This is a genomic window from Gilliamella sp. B2923 (assembly GCF_026536565.1).
Lineage (GTDB): Bacteria > Pseudomonadota > Gammaproteobacteria > Enterobacterales > Orbaceae > Gilliamella.
This window is the reverse complement of sequence record NZ_JAFNNZ010000001.1, coordinates 13922-31109: the sequence shown is the minus strand read 5'-3', so window position 1 is coordinate 31109 and position 17188 is coordinate 13922. Positions and strand designations below refer to the sequence as shown.

General features: G+C 37.6%; 13 protein-coding genes. 1 reads left to right on the top strand and 12 read right to left on the bottom strand.

What is annotated here, in order from left to right; translation table 11 throughout:
- Window positions 1-6 precede the first annotated feature (6 nt).
- From secD to J3U42_RS00105, 7 genes are all read right to left on the bottom strand, one after another.
- On the bottom strand, window positions 7-1863 hold the full coding sequence (secD, locus tag J3U42_RS00135; RefSeq protein WP_267329868.1) for a protein translocase subunit SecD: 1857 nt from the start codon (window positions 1861-1863) through the stop codon (window positions 7-9).
- Window positions 1864-1923: 60 nt separating this feature from the next.
- Window positions 1924-2256, bottom strand: coding sequence for a preprotein translocase subunit YajC (gene yajC / locus J3U42_RS00130; protein WP_220218138.1), 333 nt, complete (start codon window positions 2254-2256; stop codon window positions 1924-1926).
- A gap of 190 nt (window positions 2257-2446) precedes the next feature.
- Window positions 2447-4363: an NADH-quinone oxidoreductase subunit N gene (gene nuoN, locus J3U42_RS00125; RefSeq protein ID WP_267334905.1), complete on the bottom strand. Its 1917-nt coding sequence runs from the start codon at window positions 4361-4363 to the stop codon at window positions 2447-2449.
- 6 nt (window positions 4364-4369) lie between these two features.
- Window positions 4370-5914 (bottom strand): complex I subunit 4 family protein, encoded by a 1545-nt coding sequence (locus J3U42_RS00120; RefSeq protein ID WP_220218140.1) that lies wholly within the window; start codon window positions 5912-5914, stop codon window positions 4370-4372.
- Between the two features lie 17 nt (window positions 5915-5931).
- The gene (locus tag J3U42_RS00115) at window positions 5932-7779 is read right to left on the bottom strand and encodes an NADH-quinone oxidoreductase subunit L (protein ID WP_267329865.1); all 1848 of its coding nucleotides are present in this window, start codon (window positions 7777-7779) and stop codon (window positions 5932-5934) included.
- Entirely contained in the window at window positions 7776-8078 is a 303-nt protein-coding gene (gene nuoK, locus J3U42_RS00110; protein ID WP_220218142.1) for an NADH-quinone oxidoreductase subunit NuoK, read from the bottom strand. Before nuoK ends, J3U42_RS00115 begins: the two co-directional genes overlap by 4 nt.
- 1 nt (window position 8079) lies before the next feature.
- Window positions 8080-8571: an NADH-quinone oxidoreductase subunit J gene (locus J3U42_RS00105; RefSeq protein ID WP_267329864.1), complete on the bottom strand. Its 492-nt coding sequence runs from the start codon at window positions 8569-8571 to the stop codon at window positions 8080-8082.
- Between the two features lie 349 nt (window positions 8572-8920).
- On the opposite strand from J3U42_RS00105, the gene ppc reads away from it, so the two are divergent.
- Window positions 8921-11563, top strand: a complete 2643-nt coding sequence (ppc, locus tag J3U42_RS00100) for a phosphoenolpyruvate carboxylase (protein ID WP_267334902.1) — start codon at window positions 8921-8923, stop codon at window positions 11561-11563.
- A gap of 36 nt (window positions 11564-11599) precedes the next feature.
- On the opposite strand, the gene J3U42_RS00095 is transcribed toward ppc, so the two are convergent.
- The 5 genes from J3U42_RS00095 to aspS form a co-directional block, all read right to left on the bottom strand.
- Window positions 11600-12661, bottom strand: a complete 1062-nt coding sequence (locus tag J3U42_RS00095; RefSeq protein ID WP_220218145.1) for a tetratricopeptide repeat protein — start codon at window positions 12659-12661, stop codon at window positions 11600-11602.
- A 227-nt stretch (window positions 12662-12888) separates the two neighbouring features.
- The gene (ubiD, locus tag J3U42_RS00090) at window positions 12889-14352 is read right to left on the bottom strand and encodes a 4-hydroxy-3-polyprenylbenzoate decarboxylase (protein ID WP_267334900.1); all 1464 of its coding nucleotides are present in this window, start codon (window positions 14350-14352) and stop codon (window positions 12889-12891) included.
- 77 nt (window positions 14353-14429) lie between these two features.
- A complete protein-coding gene (locus tag J3U42_RS00085) occupies window positions 14430-14849 on the bottom strand; it encodes a hypothetical protein (protein WP_267334898.1) in 420 nt (139 codons plus the stop codon).
- Complete coding sequence (nudB, locus tag J3U42_RS00080; protein ID WP_220218148.1) at window positions 14836-15306, bottom strand: dihydroneopterin triphosphate diphosphatase; 471 nt, start codon at window positions 15304-15306, stop codon at window positions 14836-14838. The genes J3U42_RS00085 and nudB overlap by 14 nt, the downstream gene beginning before the upstream one ends.
- Before the next feature lie 16 nt (window positions 15307-15322).
- Window positions 15323-17080 carry an aspartate--tRNA ligase gene (gene aspS, locus J3U42_RS00075; protein WP_255556144.1) on the bottom strand — a complete coding sequence of 586 codons (1758 nt, stop codon included), beginning with the start codon at window positions 17078-17080 and terminating at the stop codon, window positions 15323-15325.
- Between the last annotated feature and the right edge of the window lie 108 nt (window positions 17081-17188).

Sequence of the window (17188 nt, the reverse complement as noted above, 5' to 3'; positions counted from 1 at the left end):
AAACCTCTAAATTGATAACTTATCAACACGGCGTCCGCCATAAACAAGATTGGCTAATGCTCGAGTTCCGACAATGGATGTAAACATCGATGTTAAAATACCGATTCCTAATGTAATGGCAAAGCCTTTAATCGATCCTGTACCAACGGCATAAAGAATAATAGCAGTAATTAATGTGGTGATGTTGGCATCAAAAATACTACTCCAAGCGCCAGCATATCCTTCATTAATAGCATGCTGTACTCCTCGCCCGTTACTGAGCTCTTCTTTTATCCGCTCATTAATCAGCACATTGGCATCAACCGCCATGCCTACCGTTAAAACGATACCGGCTATACCTGGCATACTTAACGTTGCTCCCGGCAATAAGGACATCGCCCCAACAATAAGAATTAAGTTAGCCACTAACGCTAAACTTGCAAACACACCAAATAGGCGATAGACCACTAACATGAAGATAACGGAAATGAGTAATCCCCATATACACGATTCTAAACCTTGAGTGATATTTTCTTGCCCCATTGACGGCCCAACTGTGCGCTCTTCAATAATTTGAATTGGCGCAATGAGTGCACCCGCTCGTAGTAATAGCGACAAATTTTTTGCTTCATCAATACTTTTAATATTCGTCACCTGAAAACGATCGCTGAATATACCTTGAATAGTTGCAACATTAATAACTCGCTCTTGTTTTTCAAGAACTGGTTTATCATTTTCATCGCGTTTGCCGGTATCTTTATATTCAACAAATAGCGTTGCCATTGCTTTTCCCAAATTCTTTTGGGTGAAATCAAGCATCGTTTTGCCGCCCGCACTGTCTAAATTGATACTCACCTCTGGTCGGCCATATTCACTAACTCTGGATGAAGAGTCAGTAATATGATCACCGGTTAATACAATTCGTTTAAATAGTAGCACCGGGTAACCGTCTTCCATATATTTCAATTCCGATCCATATGGCACACGCATATCACCATTGATAATAGCGGCAAGGTTTTTTGATCCTTCTTCATTAACTTGTCTAAATTCTAATGTAGCTGTGGCACCTAAAATACGTTTTGCTAATGCCGTATCTTGAATTCCCGGTAACTCGACCACAATACGATCTGCACCTTGACGTTGCACTATTGGTTCAGCAACGCCCAATTGGTTAACACGGTTACGTAAAATAGTGGTATTTTGCTGAACAGCATCATTTTTTGCTTGTTGTAAACGCTGGTCGCTGACATTGATTACGATACTGTCATCAGTTTGGGAAGTTAATTTAAAATCTGGTAATACGTTAAGCTTTGTAATCGCTTTATTGCGATCGTCAGTATTATCAAATTGCATAACAATTTGTTGATTGTTATTTTTATTAAGAGATTTGTACTTTAAATTGCTATTTTTAAACTCAGTTCTTATATTTTCAACCGATTGCTCAGTGAGTTTACTTAATGCAGTTGTCATATCCACTTCCATTAAAAAGTGAACACCGCCTCGTAAATCTAAGCCGAGTTTCATTGGTTCGGCACCTAATACCCTTAGCCAAGCAGGTGTTGCAGGTGCTAAGTTTAAAGCGACGACATAATTATCACCTAAGGCTTGAGAAATTAATTCTTTAGCTTTAAGTTGAGTATCATTATCACCAACACGAATTAAGATAGATTTATTTTCAAACACCAATGATTTGGGTTCGATTTGATTATCACTTAAAAGCTTTTTGATATTATCTTGTGTGGTAACATTAATTTCAGCACCATTAGACGCTGAAATCTGTATAGCGGGGTCTTCACCATAAATATTTGGAAGCGCATAAAGTAGGCCGGCGCAAATAACGACGACCAACATAATGTACTTCCACAAAGGATAGCGGTTTAACACGACATATTCTCTTGTGGGTTTAGGTAATAAACACAATGAACTATAATAGCTAACACACTATTATAATGATTTCATTGTTCCTTTTGGTAAAACAGATGTGATAAAGTCACGTTTGATAACAACTTCAGTTGTATCGTTTAACTCTAACGCAATATAACCATTGTCATTCACTTTTGATACACGACCAATAAGTCCACCATTGGTTAATACTTCATCACCTTTAGAAATTGATGCCATTAACTCACGATGCGCTTTAGCACGTTTTTGTTGTGGGCGCATGATCATAAAATAGAAAAATAACCCAAACACAACAAGCATTATAGGTAAGAAATAAGGATTGTTTTCGCCTGCTGCCCCTTCAACGGCATACGCATTAGAAATAAAAAAGTCCATATTTGTCCTCTTGATATAAATAAAATATTAAAGGTCAGAATTATAACACAATAAATAAATCTGTTATTAACTATTTCTTGTCAAGATCTTTCAGAAATTACCTACGTTTGAGCAAAAAACATACACCGCTTAATAAAGATCTAGGTGCAAAATATTCCGCCTATCAAATGATGAAGGCGGAAAATGGTGGTTATGTGGTTAAATATTGAGCCATGCTAACTAAGTTAAACATCCATTTAGGATATACGCCACAAATTATGGTTAGCAGTGCTGATAAAACAATAAATAACTCACTAAATTTAATATCACGCCATGTTGATTTGCTAACGTTTTGATTGCTATTGAGATCATCACGTCCTACTGGTCTGATATATAAGTTGATAATAAGTCGGGCATAAAAATATAAGCCTAATGTACTACCAAGAACAATAGCGGCATTTAACCACCATAATTCTGCGGTCACACCTAACATTAATAGTAGAAAACGACCAATAAACCCTGCGGTAAGCGGCACGCCAGCTAAAGACAATAACCCCACGCCCATAGCAAGTGCAAGAATTGGGCGGCGCCAGAATAAGCCGGAAAGATCTATTTCGTTTTCGTGATCTTGGAGTTCATCAGAATGTGATTCCAAACTAATCACACCCAATACACAAATGTTAGCTAATATATATCCAATTAAATAAACGCCAATGGTTTCTAATGCCAACACTTGATATTGCACTGCAATTAATGCAACCAGTAAATAACCAAAATGGGCAATCGATGAGTAAGCCAATAAACGTTTTAAGCTAGTTTGCATTAAAGCAAATAAGTTACCCCATAAGATTGAGCAAAATGCCATACAAACTAAGATAATACGGATCGTTTCATTATTCACAATCGGCGCCAACAAAAATAGTCTGGCAATGGCACAAAATACTGCCACTTTTCCAACGGTTGATAATAGCAACGCAACTACGGTTGGCGCACCTTGATAAACATCAGGTAACCATAGTTGAAAAGGAACTAAAGAGAGTTTAAATCCAATACCGACCAACATCAAACACACGCCCATGAGTAATAATGTACTTGGGTAAGACATTGTTGAGAGTTGATAACTTAAACCACTAAAAGTTAGTTCACCGGTTGTAGCATAATAAAAAGCAATCCCCATGATTAAAAATGCACTGGCTATCGATGATAAAATCATATATTTAACCGCCGCTTCTAACGAGTGCGTCTGAGAATATTGATAACCGATTAAACCAACAAACGGTATTGAAAGCAGTTCAATACCAATAAAAAAGGCGATTAAATGACTGGCGTAGACTAATGTCACTCCGCCTAATGCCATGAAAAGTAAAATGACATAAAATACCCCATGATGAATTTTCTCATGAATAAACCAGCGATAAGCTAAGCAAGCAACCACAATAGCAACAATTAAAATCAAGCTGCTATATAGCAATCCATATCCGTCACAGGTAAAAAGTGCAGTAATTTGACGGGCTTTCCATCCGTCATCTGAATCATCTGCCGCCGATTGCTCTTGCGTTGATGTGGCTTGTGCCGCATTGTTGCTATCTTGAGTATTTTCTTGAGTGCTTTCTTGGGTATTATTTTGAGTACTTTGTTGAGTATTGTTTTGTGTACTTTCTTGAGTATTGTCTTGATTGTTATTTTGATTAGCAACGTCATTAGCATTTTGGTTGCTATTTCCGTTACTGTTTACATCACTATTTTCATTAGTATTGGTTTCACTGGTATTCGTTTGGTTAGCATCACTTTCCTCAGTACTGCTATTTTCACCATTATCTGACGGTTGGTTGGCGTCCTCAGTAGAGTCAGCATCAACGGCAATTGTCTCTTCGCTTGACGGTTGCTGATCTTGAGCGGGTGCAGGCGGTGTAACCGATAATTGCATGTTATCATTACTAATATCAGTAATGGCTTGAGTATTGAACGAAATTTTATAGCCGATGATTGACGAACAAAGCAGCGCACAGCTAAGCGCTAACACCGTTAAAATTGTACATAATTTGGTGCCAATCTTGAAATAAAAGAGAGCAATGAGCAAAACAATGATGGCAAAGCTTAATACAAATATTGGCGATAAAGCTATCATAAGTTATTACTCTCCTACTCGTTCTGATGTTATATACTGCTGGGTTTGATTGACAATAGAATAAGACATATCTAACACCACTTGCGGATATAAACCAATAAAAATAAGCACTAACAACACACTCGATAACAATAAAATATCAATTTTACTGAGCAGATGTTTAGTTACCCCGGCTTTATCCACAACGCCATAAAATATCGGTTGCATACGGATAATAAACGAAATAGACAGTAATAATAAGCCAATCACTAACATAATAGTATAGTAAGAAAATGATGAAGAACTGCCTAATAACATCATATAATTACCAATAAAATTGGCAGTACCGGGGATGCCTAACACCGCCAAAATAAAAAATAGCGTAAATGATGATAGATATTGCACTTGTTCTTTTAAACCGGTGAACTGATTGATGTTTCTTGTCGAATAACATTCAGCTAATAAACCACTGACCATAAACATGCCTACGATAGCAAGATTAATGGCTATCATTTGAATCACCACACCTTGATAAGCAACGACCGAGCCACTGTAAATAATTGCGGTAACAAAACTCATTAAGGCAATATGAATATAAGCAATGAGTTTTTTAATATCTGTTTGATTAAAGGCGAGTAAAGCGGCATAAACAACAGTAAAGAGCGCTAAAGCCAATATAAATGGCATAATGACCAGCGTTGCATTTGGGAACAGTGGCACCACAAAGCGTAATAATCCAAATGTTGCGGTATTAAGTAGTAAACCGCTAATCATCATCGAACCGGTGGTTGATGATTCAATATGCGCATCAATAAGCCAGCTATGGAATGGCACAAATGGGATTCGTACGATAAAGGCCGCTAAAAAACCTAGCATAATTAAAAATTCGGTATGGCTCGAAATGGGTGTTTTAGTCAGTATTTGATAATCAAAAGTCCAATGCCCGGTCAAATTCCAGTTAATTAAAGCTAATGACACAATCGAGATTAACATCATTAAACTACTAACTTGGGTATAAATTAAAAATTTACTGGCACCATTAAAGCGCAATTGTGAACTTGAATCCCGTCGACCCCATAAAGAGATGATAAAGTAAATCGGAATGGCAACCGCTTCCCAGAAAAAGAACATTAAAAACAGATCGGTAATGACAAACAACATCATAACCGCTGACGCCATAAATAACAGGCATAGATAAAATAAACCACTGTTAGTCAGGTTTTCTTTACAAGAATAGACAATAGTGAGCAAAACGATGAATAGCGAGGAGGTAATAACAATCATCGATAAACCGTCTAACACTAAATGGAAATGAATGCCCAATAATGGGATCCATTCAAGATTGACTTCCTCAGCCCAACTAGCGCCTTGCTCAATGGTGTTTATCGCATGTGACCATAAAGTAATTGCCAATATTAAAGTTATTAATATGGTAGTGAAAGCAACCATCATAGGCAATTTTTGCCAACGTACTTGTAGCTGGTTAGTGTTGACAGTTCTTTGCAAAAACATATGGCATAACCAGCCAACAAATCCGCCTAATACCGGTAAAAAAACAAGCCATAACAACATGAAAGTTCACACCTTTATCAAATAAAAATCAGTAACATTAAAATCATAATGCTACCTATGACAATTGACACCATATACCATCTAATATGCCCATTTTCTAAGCTGACAATATATGCATTTATTTTTTTAATTCCCAACATGATCCAATTGTCCCATATGGCTAATGGATCAAGTTTTAACAAGTTAGCTAAATAGATATAAGGTTTAACAAATAGCGTGTGTAATAAATAGTCAAAGTGCCAATCGCTTTTACATAATCTGCCAAAGAATTTAACCATTGGCGTATTAAGCACTTCCTGCACTTCACTATTAGGATGCGCATAAAAGAAGTAAGCGATCACAAAACTCAATAACGTTACAGCGGCGAGTAACAACTGGAATGTTATTCGACCTTTTGTGTCAATATCGGCAATAGGTATAATGCCTTGAATCGGAAATGGAAAATAGATAAATAGCGCTGTAGGAAATATCAATAAGATAAAAATAGGCAAATAATATATCCAGCTAGTTTTGGTTAACTTGCGATGTTTAGATTTATGGTAAAACACCATAAAAATTAAGCGCCAAATACAAAGACTAGACAATAAGATACCAATCAGACCAATCGTACCGGACATTAGACTATCTTGCGCCATAAGTCCCCAAATAATATCCCCTTTGATATAAAATGACGCTGACACCCATGGCATGGCACTTAACGACAGCATAATTAACAAAAATACAACAAATAAGGTTGGGTTAGTCTTGTGTAGACCACCTAATTTAGTGATATCACGCTCACCTTGACAATTTCGAATTAAAATTGCTGAGGCAAGTATTAATAGCGTACTGGTAACAGCGTAGTTGATTAAGCAGTTAAGTGATAAGTCCCAGCTTTTGGTTGAAAATGCATAGAACAAGTAGCTTATCTGAGCCAGATTAATATAAGTCACGATTCGTTTGATATCATTTTGTACCAACGCTATTGAGCTGGCAAATAACACCGTGAGGGAAGATATCAACATCATGATAGAAAGCGTATCAGATGACATCATAAACAAGTTACTTAATCTTAAAACCAGATAAACGCCAGCAAAAATAACGGTAGAACATTGCATTAAAGCAATTGCCGGCATTGGCGCAAGTGTGGTTTGGGCAAACCATGAATGCATAGGGAAAAGGGCTGATTTACTCATCGCACCCAAAAATAGCATAAAGGTTATCCAAAAGATGATATCAGAATCAATAGCTAAATTTTCGTGCGCTTGGGTTAAAATATCATGAATATTTAAAGTTTCGACAGTCTGATAAAGTAAAAAGATACCAATTATCAAAAAGATATCCGTTAAATGCATCATCACAAATGCTTTAACCGCCGCATAACCGTTTCGAGCTTGTTGGTAATAGATCCCAATTAGCAAGTAAGTACTTATGCTCACCCCTTCCCAACCGAGTAACATAACAAATAGATTATCCACCAGTACCACAGTTAAAATACTTGCAACTAATAAGTTACTGTAGGCATAGAAGGTATAGATATCTTGTCTTGATTTTAGATAACAAGCGGCAAAAAAGTAGATTAATATGCCAAAAAAAGAGGTTAAAACTAAAAAGATTAACGATAACCCATCTAAAGTTAATGAGAGAGGCACAACAAAATCACCGACCGAAAACCACGTCCATAAAGATCGGGTATAGACTAAGGTCATATCCGGCACTGTATTGGAATTAAAATCAATACATGAAAAAACGGTAATTAATGCTATAAGCAACATGGTACTGTTACCAAAAATAATAACATCAATTGAACGAATATGCCTTCCCATAAAAACCAGAATTAAGAAAGATATTAAGGGAATAATGATTGCTAAATAAAGTAAATTCATCCTTTCATTTCACTCAGTGAGTCAATATTAGAGATTTTGCGACGGTAAATTAATTTCATAAGTAGAGCAAGACCAACGCAAGCTTGAGCAATAACAGTTATTACAGCTAATAAAGCGAGCACTCGCCCGTCTGATTGTTGCCATGAACTACTTGCAGCAAATAAGGCAACGATTACGCCATTATTCATAATCATCAGGCTGAGTAATAAAAAATATAAATTACGTCGAATCATCACGCCTAACAGTCCGATCACAAATAAAATAGACGCAAGAATAAGACAATGCATAAGTGGTATCATATTATTTCTCCAACAAAAGTCGATGCATAAAATGATAAGCAATTACACCGGCACCTAATAACAGAAAAATAGCTAATTCGACCATTAAAATGTAAGCATATACTGACATTTCATGCATCAATTCGTGCGATTCTCGAAGTTGAGAATAGTCAGTGCTTACAACACCATAAATGAGTATAACCAGTAAAATAAACGCTAAAATGAGTGGACCTAACCAAATTTTAGGGCTAATACCACGCTGACCATTTTCGACATTATCAACCTTTATTTTAAGGAGACTTGCAACCGACATAAACAGCACGATTGCACCACCAATAAAAAAGATCATATATAAAATAGCCGAAAGATAGATTTTAAGCAGAATAAATATCGATGCTGTAGCAAAAAGTGAAATAGCTAGGTACAAAATAGCTTTATCAACACGTAAGCAAATAATCACTTTCATACTGGCAATAACAGCAATAATTGACGCAATATAAAAAATAGCGTTCATTTAATAACCCAATATACATTCACAATTCCCTTAGTATATACCCAAATGCTTATAAGATACAGTTTACTGACAATCTGTTCATGGAAAAACAGACATAAAATAAACAAAAAGGTAAAAAAAACGAAATTATTAGCAGGGTTTGATTAGCTTCACATGGGTATCAACTATAATAAAAACAGTAAAATTAATAAAGTCCATAAAATTTTATTATTTAAATTCAACGAAACATTGTTATAAAGTATATAACCTGAGCATATTAACTCATATTTAAACCTAATTCTTTAAATTGTCATTTTGGTCATACAGCTTAAAGGCGCTTAGGCAAAATATACATAAAAACGAGAATAGAATGAATAGTAAATACTCATCAATGCGAAGCAACGTCAACATGTTAGGCACATTATTGGGTGATGCAATTAAACGTGCCACCGGTGATCAGACATTTGATTTAGTTGAACAAATAAGACAACTATCTAAATCAGCTCAACAAGGAAATAAGCAAGCGCATAGCGAATTGCTTAAATTAATTGAGAATCTTAATGATCATGATTTATTGCATGTTGCACGGGCATTCAATCAGTTCTTAAATTTGGTTAATACTGCTGCCGAATATTATGGCATTTCACCGCATGGGGAAGCATCGAGCAGTCCTAAAAAAATGACCGAGTTGTTTAATTCGCTCAAAAACTTAAATTTTTCCAATGAAACCATAACGCAAGCAATTAACGATCTGTCTATTGAATTGGTATTAACCGCTCATCCAACTGAAATTAATCGCCGCACCATGATTAATACTTACACGGCGATTAACAGCTGTTTATCGCAACTGGATCATAATGATTTAGCCGATTATGAAGTAGAACGCATTATGCGTCGATTAAAACAGTTAGTTTGCCAAGCATGGTATACCGATGAAATTCGCAAAAAACGCCCAACGCCGCTAGATGAAGCAAAATGGGGATTTTCCGTTATCGAAGACAGTTTATGGGAAGGTGTGCCACTGTTTTTACGGGAATTTAATGACCAGCTGGTTGATGCCTTTAATCAAGAATTATCGGTTGAACATGTACCTATCAAATTTACGTCATGGATGGGAGGCGACCGAGACGGCAACCCGAATGTTACGGCTAATGTGACCGAAAGAGTCATGTTACAAGCCAGATTAAAGGCGATCGAACTATTTTTAGCTGATATCCAAATACTAGTGCGTGAATTATCCATGACTGAATGTAGCCAATCGGTGATTGATCTATTAGATGAACCGAATAAATCAGCCTCAGAACCTTATCGCATGGTGATGAAGCAACTACGTTCACGCTTAGTAAAAACCCATAGCTATATTGTTTCATTATTAAATAATGAACAAGTCTTAGCTCCCCATGATATCTTGCTTAAAAATGAACAATTATGGACACCGCTTTATACCTGTTATCAATCTTTGATTGAAAACGGAATGTCAACCATTGCGCATGGTCCACTGCTTGATACGCTACGCCGTATTAAAAGTTTTGGTCTTCAATTGGTAAGATTAGATATTCGTCAAGATAGCTCAGTGCACACAGAAGCACTCGATGCATTAACCAAAGAGCTGAATTTAGGCAGCTATGCGCAGTGGTCGGAAGATGAAAAGCAGGCATTTTTATTAACCGAATTGCAATCCAATCGCCCACTACTTCCATACAACTGGCAACCTGATGAAATGGTACAAGAAGTATTAGATACTTGTCGGGTAATTAAAAAAGCAGGCGAAGAATCAATTGCATCTTACGTCATCTCAATGGCCAAAGCACCTTCAGATATTTTAGCGGTCTACCTATTATTAAAGATAGTTGACTGCCAAAAAAATATCCCTGTTGCCCCGCTATTTGAAACCCTTGAAGATCTAAACAATGCCAAATCTGTCATGCAAAAGCTGTTAGATATTCCTTGGTATCGCCAACAGATCAAAGGTAAACAAATGGTCATGATCGGCTATTCTGATTCCGCCAAAGATGCCGGCTCACTGGCTGCCTCCTGGGCACAATATCGCTCACAAGAAGAGCTGGTCAATTTGTTTGAAAAATACCATGTCAACTTAGTCCTATTTCACGGACGGGGTGGTTCAATTGGTCGAGGTGGCGCACCAGCGCACGCCGCCTTACTTTCTCAACCACCGGGATCGTTAAAAGGGGGACTTCGAGTTACAGAACAAGGCGAGATGATCCGTTTTAAACTTGGTTTACCGGAAGTGGCGTTAAGTAGCTTAATGCTCTACGCTTCAGCAATATTACAAGCTAACTTATTGCCACCACCTCAGCCAAAACAAGCATGGCGAGATATTATGGATGAAATGTCCGACGTTTCCTGCCAATGTTACCGAAGCTACGTTCGTGAACGTGCTGAATTTGTTGACTACTTTCGCGCGGTCACGCCTGAAGCAGAATTAGGCAGATTACCATTAGGTTCAAGACCACAAAAACGGCGAACTGGCGGTGGTATTGAAAGCTTGCGCGCCATTCCTTGGATTTTCGCATGGACACAAAACCGCCTAATGGTACCTTCATGGCTCGGTGCAGGTAGTGCGTTAAGATTAGTAATTAATGCCGGTAAAAAAGATCTGCTACAAGATATGTATCACAACTGGCCATTTTTTAATGCCCGATTAGGGATGCTGGAAATGGTATACGCCAAAGCCGCACCAAATATTCATGAATATTATGAACAAAGGCTTGTCGACCCTATCTTATGGCCGTTAGGCGAAGAGTTACGGACTTTATTAACCGAAGATATCAACACCGTATTAACTATTACTGATGATATTAGTTTAATGGCAGATTTGCCATGGATTGCCGAATCAGTCGCTTTACGCAATATCTATATTGAGCCGCTGAATTTATTACAAGCGGAGCTATTGAATCGTTCACGCAAACATAGTGATGAAAATAGTGTTGTGGAGCAAGGGTTGATGATAACGATATCAGGTATTGCCGCAGGTATGCGTAATTCCGGATAAATCACATAAATAAAAAAAGGGCGTTGTGCCCTTTTTTTATTTTTCTACAGTAAGCTCTTCTAAATAATTTTTTGCATCCGGATCACCTTGTTCACTTGCTTTAGTGAACCAGTATATAGCTTTCTTTTTATCTTTCTCTAAACCTTGACCCTGTAAATATTTAACGGCTAAATTATATTGTGCATCGACACTACCTTGCTCAGCAGCTTTGAAATACCACTCAACCGCTTTTTTCTCGTCTTTTTCAACGCCACTACCGACGTCATACATCACAGCGATATTATACTGCGCTTCGGCATTACCCGCTTCGGCAGCTTGAGTAAACCAATAAGCAGCTTGTTCATTATCAGGGCGAGTACCGCTACCGGTTGCATAGATAATCCCTAAATTAAACATCGCTAATACGTGGCCATGTTGAGCTGCTTGAGTAAAAAAGTAAGTGGCAGCCACATCGTCTTTCGTTAACCCATCACCTTTTTGAGACATTAACCCCAGATAATATTGTGCTTCAGCGTTGTTATCTTTAGCGGCTTGACTAAACCAGTCAGCAGCCGTTATCCGATTTTCCTCTACCCCGTCACCAAAATAGTACATAATACCTAAATTAAGATAGGCATCATACACTCCGCCATCACCGGCTTGGGTCAGATAGTCGATAGCCGTTTGGATGTTTTTTTCGACCCCTTCACCATTTTTATACATCATCGCTAAATTATACTTTGCTAAAGCATAATTTTGATCAGCAGCCATTTTAAAATACTTAATTGCTTGAGGTAAGTTGCGTTTGGTACCTAAGCCATTGAGATACATATAAGCTAAATTATTTTGCGCTTTAGCTAACCCTTGTTCAGCCGCTTTTCCATACCAAAACAGCGCTTTTAAATCACTACTTTGATCACCGGAAGCTTGTTTATAAATAGTGGCAAGTGAGTATTGCGATTCGGCATTACCTTTTTCCGCAGAAAGTTGTAAAGAAGGAATTAATGCATTAGGATCGCTTACCTTTATTTCGGTATCGGTCTGCACTTTGGCTTCATTTGCTGTTACCGTAAAAGTTATCGATAATAGCAAAGCTAATAAAGTTTGTATTTTTCTCATAATTTTCTATTTACCATAACATGGCAGTGATTATACATAATTGCGTCACAAGGCAATAGTTTTTGTTTATAAAACAATAAAGATAACTCAGTTATATCAATTAACTGGATAAAAACCCGTATCATTGTATATACAACTTAAAGCTATCTTTAACTCTCTAGCAACACTTTTTTAACTAAACCAAATAGCATTGAGGTAATAACTAAAAACAGTATTGATAAAACAGACTAAAGACCAAGTTCATCCCAAATATCGTCAATATGCGCAATTATTTTAGGATCTTTTTTAATTATTTTTCCCCATTCACGATGGCTTTCACCCACCCATTTATTGGTCGCATCTAACCCCATTTTAGAGCCTAATCCCGAAACAGGCGAGGCAAAATCGAGATAATCAATCGGTGTATTATCAATAAATGTAGTATCACGATGCGGATCCATACGGGTAGAAATTGCCCACATCACATCTTTCCAGTCCCGGGCATTAATATCATCATCACACACAATAACAAACTTAGTATACATAAATTGACGGAGATAAGACCAAACCCCCATCATAATTCGTTTGGCATGACCGGGATACTGCTTTTTAATCGTAACGATAGCAATACGATAAGAGCACCCTTCTGGCGGTAAGTAAAAATCAACAATTTCGGGAAACTGTTTTTGTAATATGGGAATAAACACTTCATTTAATGCCAATCCCATAACCGCAGGTTCATCCGGTGGTCTGCCGGTGTAAGTGGAGTGATATATCGCATCTTGACGACGAGTCAAATGGGTAACGGTAAATACAGCAAATTGCTCAACTTCGTTATAATAACCGGTATGATCACCAAACGGACCTTCCGGCGCCATTTCATTTGGATCAATATACCCTTCTAAAATAATTTCAGCGCTGGCAGGGACATCCAGTTCGTTGGATAAAGATTTGACAACTTCCGTTCGCCCGCCTCGTAGTAATCCAGCAAAAGCGTATTCTGATAAGGTATCAGGTACCGGGGTTACCGCCCCTAATATCGTTGCCGGATCGGCACCAATTGCGACACTAACCGGAAACTTTTCATTAGGGTATGCTTGTTGCCATTCGGCAAAATCAAGGGCGCCACCACGATGTGACAACCAACGCATAATTAACTTATTTTTTCCTAATAACTGTAAACGATATATCCCTAAGTTTTGCCGATCTTTATAGGGGCCTTTGGTAATCGTCAGTCCCCAGGAAAGCAGTGGCGCGACATCTTCCGGCCAGCAATGCATAATAGGTAAACGATTTAGATCCACTTCGTCATCTTTAAAAATCACTTCCTGACAAGGTGCAGATGATCGGCGTTTAACCGGCATATTTAACACTTGCTTATATTTAGGTAATACATTGAAAAATTGACGAATGCCTTTAGGCGGATCCGGCTCACGTAAAAAAGCTAATAGTTCGCCAATTTCACGCAGTGCGGTGGTATCTTCCCGCCCCATTCCCATAGCAACACGTTTGGCAGTACCAAATAAATTACAAAGTACCGGCATATCGTAACCGATAGGATTTTCAAATAATAGCGCCGGACCTTGCTGACGTAATACCCGATCAGCAATTTCCGTCATTTCAAGATAAGGATTAATAGGGTAAGTTATTCTTTTTAACTCACCTTGCTGCTCAAGATAAGTTAAAAATTCACGAAAAGTAGAAAAATGCATGATTACTCCCGATTAGTCCCGACACTTTTTTTAATTATATTCAAAGTTGATGTGAATAATCCAATTTTGACTATTGATTAATCAACATCGAAATTCAAACTGTAAATAGGCTGTTGTTTATCAGCATTACACTTAACTATTTTGGCTAAAAGAAATTGATATTGATTTTGGTCAAGCTCAGTAAACTCGTCTTTATCAACTTGATACAATAGATAGCTTTTATGTTTATCTTCAAATGTAAATGAAGCTATCCAATCATTACGATCTTCATAATAATCGTTAGTATAGATTTCCACAATCGTGTCATCTTTCAGATCCGGATTGTTGGCGAATTGGTGATCTACAATATTTTCAGAAATGACATTATCGGACTCATTAAACACTAAATAATCATGCGGATTTGTCCTACACTCTTTAATGATGATGGTATCGGCATGGCTATTAAAACTAAAAAAGAACAAACTGCTTAAAACAATAGCGAACTTACTTAATTTCATTGTTGACCTCTTCATTATGTTTCATGATGCTATCAATTTTACCGATCGCCTCAGCATTGTTTGGCGATAAAGTAAGATTTGCAGCGTTTTTTATTGTCATCCATTGATAAGATAAATGTTCAGATAATATTGGGGTTACCTCAGAGGAAATTGGCAGATAAAACCAATGTTCTTTATTTATTTTAACATTTGGAGCATATCTATGTATAAATTGCGGGAAAATCTCAAATTCAACACTATAATTAGCGTCAATTAACTTTAGCTTTTGACCGATTATATCGATACCTGTTTCTTCCATAACTTCACGAATTGCCGTATCTTGCGGCAATTCGTCATCTTCCATACTACCTGTGACCGACTGCCAAAAATTCGGATCGTCTTTGCGTTGCAACATCAAACAGCGTTTGGTTGTTTGACAAAAAATAACAACTAAGACAGATTCCGGTTTTTTAAACATTCGCATCAAATTATCGCTATTTTTTACTGACTTCAATGCCAAGTTCGACCAATGCGGCAGGATTAGCCGGGCTTGGTGCATCAGTTAATAAACAGGTTGCCGCTGTAGTTTTAGGGAAGGCAATAACATCACGAATATTATCAGTGCCCGATAACAGCATAGTTAATCTATCTAACCCAAATGCTAAGCCTGCGTGTGGTGGAGTACCATATTTTAATGCATCAAGTAAGAAGCCAAACTTTTCACGTTGATCATGTTCATCAATCCCCAAAATAGAGAATACGGCTTGCTGCATTTCACTACGATAAATACGCACCGATCCACCACCAACTTCATAACCATTAATCACCATATCATACGCATTTGCCACCGCCGCTTGTGGATTATTGATAAGTTGCTCCGGTGTAAAATCTTTCGGTGAGGTAAATGGATGATGCATTGCACTAAGTCCGTCATCCGTCTCTTCAAACATCGGAAAATCAACCACCCAAAGCACCGCCCATTTACTTTCGTCGGTTAAAGCTAAATCTTTACCAATTTTTAAACGTAAAGCGCCAAGTGCATCACTGACCACTTTATAGCTATCAGCACCAAATAATAAGATATCACCGTCTTTGGCATTAGCACGATCAAGTAACGCTTCCATTTGCGATTGATTGAAGAATTTCGCAATCGGGCTTTGTACCCCGTCTAAACCTTTGCTACGCTCATTAACTTTGATCCAAGCCATACCTTTAGCGCCGTAAACTGAAATAAATTGCGTATAATCATCTAACTGTTTACGTGTTAACTGCGCACCATTAGGTACACACAGCAAAGCAACCCGACCTTTGGCATCATTGGCTGGCGCAGAAAATACTTTAAAATCGACATCTTTAACCAAATCTGCCACATCAATAATTTCCAGCGGATTACGTAAATCCGGCTTATCACTGCCGTAACGGCGCATTGCTTCAGCATAAGTCATTACCGGGAATTTACCCAGATCGACATTTTTGACATGTCGCCAAAGTTCGCGGATCATCTGTTCCATGATTTCACGAACTTGTTCAGCAGTCATAAACGATGTTTCAACGTCAATTTGCGTAAATTCTGGCTGGCGGTCAGCACGAAGATCCTCATCACGAAAACATTTAACAATTTGATAATAACGATCAAAACCTGACATCATTAACAGTTGTTTAAACAGTTGTGGCGATTGTGGCAGCGCATAAAACTCACCATGATGAATACGACTAGGTACTAAATAGTCACGAGCGCCTTCCGGCGTTGCTTTGGTTAACATCGGTGTTTCGATATCTAAAAAGCCGTGCTCATTCATAAAAGCGCGCACAAAAGCCGTGATCTTCGCTCGAGTTTTAAAAATGGTAGACATTTCCGGGCGACGCAGATCGATATAGCGATATTTCAATCGCTGCTCTTCACTGTTATTTTGATTAAAATCGAGTGGTAAAACATCGCTGCGATTAAATATTGTCAATTCTGTCGCCAATACCTCAACTTCACCGGTAGCCATATCTTTATTGATTTGTCCTTCCGGTCTGGCTCGCACTTTACCTTTAATTTGAATACAAAATTCATTACGAAGTTCGCCAGCAAGTTGATATGCTTGTTGATAATCGGGATCAAAAAAGACTTGCACAATCCCTTCACGATCACGCATATCAATAAAAATCATACCACCTAAGTCTCGACGTTTATTAACCCAACCGCATAAAGTGACTTCTTGATTAATATAATTTGCATTGAGTTGCCCGCAATAAATTGTTCTCATTAAAATATCCTGTGTACTATTGCCAAAAATGCTAGTTATTATAGAGCAATTTATCCGGGTATAAAGACTATGATAAAAATAATCATCATTTAATTTACTTATACTCAG

Excerpts from the sequence above, each read along its gene's own strand:
- nuoN (WP_267334905.1), bottom strand. The coding sequence starts at position 4,363 with ATGATAGCTTTATCGCCAATATTTGTATTAAGCTTTGCCATCATTGTT.
- J3U42_RS00085 (WP_267334898.1), bottom strand. The coding sequence starts at position 14,849 with ATGAAATTAAGTAAGTTCGCTATTGTTTTAAGCAGTTTGTTCTTTTTT.
- ubiD (WP_267334900.1), bottom strand. The coding sequence starts at position 14,352 with ATGCATTTTTCTACTTTTCGTGAATTTTTAACTTATCTTGAGCAGCAA.
- J3U42_RS00115 (WP_267329865.1), bottom strand. The coding sequence starts at position 7,779 with ATGAATTTACTTTATTTAGCAATCATTATTCCCTTAATATCTTTCTTA.
- yajC (WP_220218138.1), bottom strand. The coding sequence starts at position 2,256 with ATGGACTTTTTTATTTCTAATGCGTATGCCGTTGAAGGGGCAGCAGGC.
- J3U42_RS00095 (WP_220218145.1), bottom strand. The coding sequence starts at position 12,661 with ATGAGAAAAATACAAACTTTATTAGCTTTGCTATTATCGATAACTTTT.
- aspS (WP_255556144.1), bottom strand. The coding sequence starts at position 17,080 with ATGAGAACAATTTATTGCGGGCAACTCAATGCAAATTATATTAATCAA.
- nudB (WP_220218148.1), bottom strand. The coding sequence starts at position 15,306 with ATGTTTAAAAAACCGGAATCTGTCTTAGTTGTTATTTTTTGTCAAACA.
- nuoK (WP_220218142.1), bottom strand. The coding sequence starts at position 8,078 with ATGATACCACTTATGCATTGTCTTATTCTTGCGTCTATTTTATTTGTG.
- ppc (WP_267334902.1), top strand. The coding sequence starts at position 8,921 with ATGAATAGTAAATACTCATCAATGCGAAGCAACGTCAACATGTTAGGC.
- J3U42_RS00120 (WP_220218140.1), bottom strand. The coding sequence starts at position 5,914 with ATGTTGTTATGGCTTGTTTTTTTACCGGTATTAGGCGGATTTGTTGGC.
- J3U42_RS00105 (WP_267329864.1), bottom strand. The coding sequence starts at position 8,571 with ATGAACGCTATTTTTTATATTGCGTCAATTATTGCTGTTATTGCCAGT.